This is a genomic window from Bacillus sp. DB-2, assembly GCF_003315125.1.
GTDB classification, from domain to species: Bacteria; Bacillota; Bacilli; order Bacillales; family Bacillaceae_G; genus Bacillus_A; species Bacillus_A mycoides.
This window is the reverse complement of record NZ_QNRN01000042.1, coordinates 1-1,282: the sequence shown is the minus strand read 5'-3', so window position 1 is coordinate 1,282 and position 1,282 is coordinate 1. Positions and strand designations below refer to the sequence as shown.

At 36.9% G+C, this 1,282-nt stretch carries 1 protein-coding gene; it reads left to right on the top strand.

Translation table 11 applies throughout. The features are described 5' to 3' along the window. The first annotated feature begins 87 nt into the window (after window positions 1-87). Window positions 88-1,244 (top strand): IS3 family transposase gene (locus DET63_RS30010; RefSeq protein WP_087955585.1). Its coding sequence is split into 2 segments (ribosomal slippage): window positions 88-340 and window positions 340-1,244, totalling 1,158 coding nucleotides; the frame shifts between segments, so codons are not numbered across the junction. The last annotated feature ends 38 nt before the right edge of the window (window positions 1,245-1,282 follow it).

The window sequence follows — 1,282 nt, the reverse complement described above, 5'->3', positions numbered from 1 at the left end:
TGAAGTGAACCCGAATAGTGGTACATGAAAAAAACACCTCCTGAATTCGCATACTAAGTATGCAAATTCAATGGAGGTGTTTTTCGTTTGAAGACAAGAGTTCATTATCCAGAAGAAATAAAGTGGAAAGTGATTGAGATGAAAAAGGATGGTTATTCAAATCGTACCATTATGGAGACACTCGGCATTAAAAATGTTTCCCAAATTAAGACATGGATGAAATGGTATCGTACAGATCAAACATATCGTTTTCAACAACCTGTAGGAAAACAATATTCTTATGGAAAAGGGTCAAAAGAGCTGAGTGAATTGGAACAGCTACGATTAGAAAATAAACATTTAAAAACAAAATTACTTGTATGGGGAAAGTATCTGGAAATCGAAAGGAGCTGAAACCACATACCGTTATTACCCTATGGAATGAATTAAAAACAAAAGTAACCGTACAAGAACTGTGTAAAGTATTAGAGTTACCACGTTCCTCATTTTATCGTTGGTTACAGATAGCCGAACGCCCTAAAGACGAGATAGAAGAGAAAGTAAAGAAAATCTGCCTTAGGCATAAATTGCGGTATGGATATCGAAGAGTGACCGCCACTCTTCGAAAAATGGGACTGTGTGTGAATCATAAAAAAGTATTACGGATTATGAGACAATATCATATACTCTCAAAAGTGCGTCGAAAGAAAAAGAAATATATGAATGGTGCGGAACCAGTGGTAGCTCCTCATCGATTGGAGCGTCAATTTGAAGCATCAGCCCCAAATGAAAAATGGTTCACAGATGTGACTTACTTATTATTTGGAGAGCGTACCTTGTATTTATCGACGATTATGGATGCCTTTAATCGTGAAATTATTAGTTATGTCATCAGTGAGTCACAAACACTAACATTAGCGATGAAGACATTAAAACAAGCAATGCGAGGAAGAAAAATAAAAGATGTGATCCTTCACTCAGATCAAGGGAGTATTTATACAGCGAAGGAATTTCAAGCATGTGCCAAAGAAAACGGCATTATCACCAGCATGTCCCGGAGAGGAAATTGCCATGATAATGCCGTCATGGAAAGCTTCTTTGGTCATTTAAAAAGTGAAGCTTTCTACTCACAAAAGATAACAAAAGTATCCAACACAACTGTGCGAAAGATTGTGCTAGAATACATTCATTACTACAATTGTGTGCGAATTCAAGAAAAATTAAACCACCTATCCCCTAAAGAATTTAGGGAACAGATGGTTTAGGTGTTTTGATAGGTGTCCCGTTTTCGGGGTTCACTTCA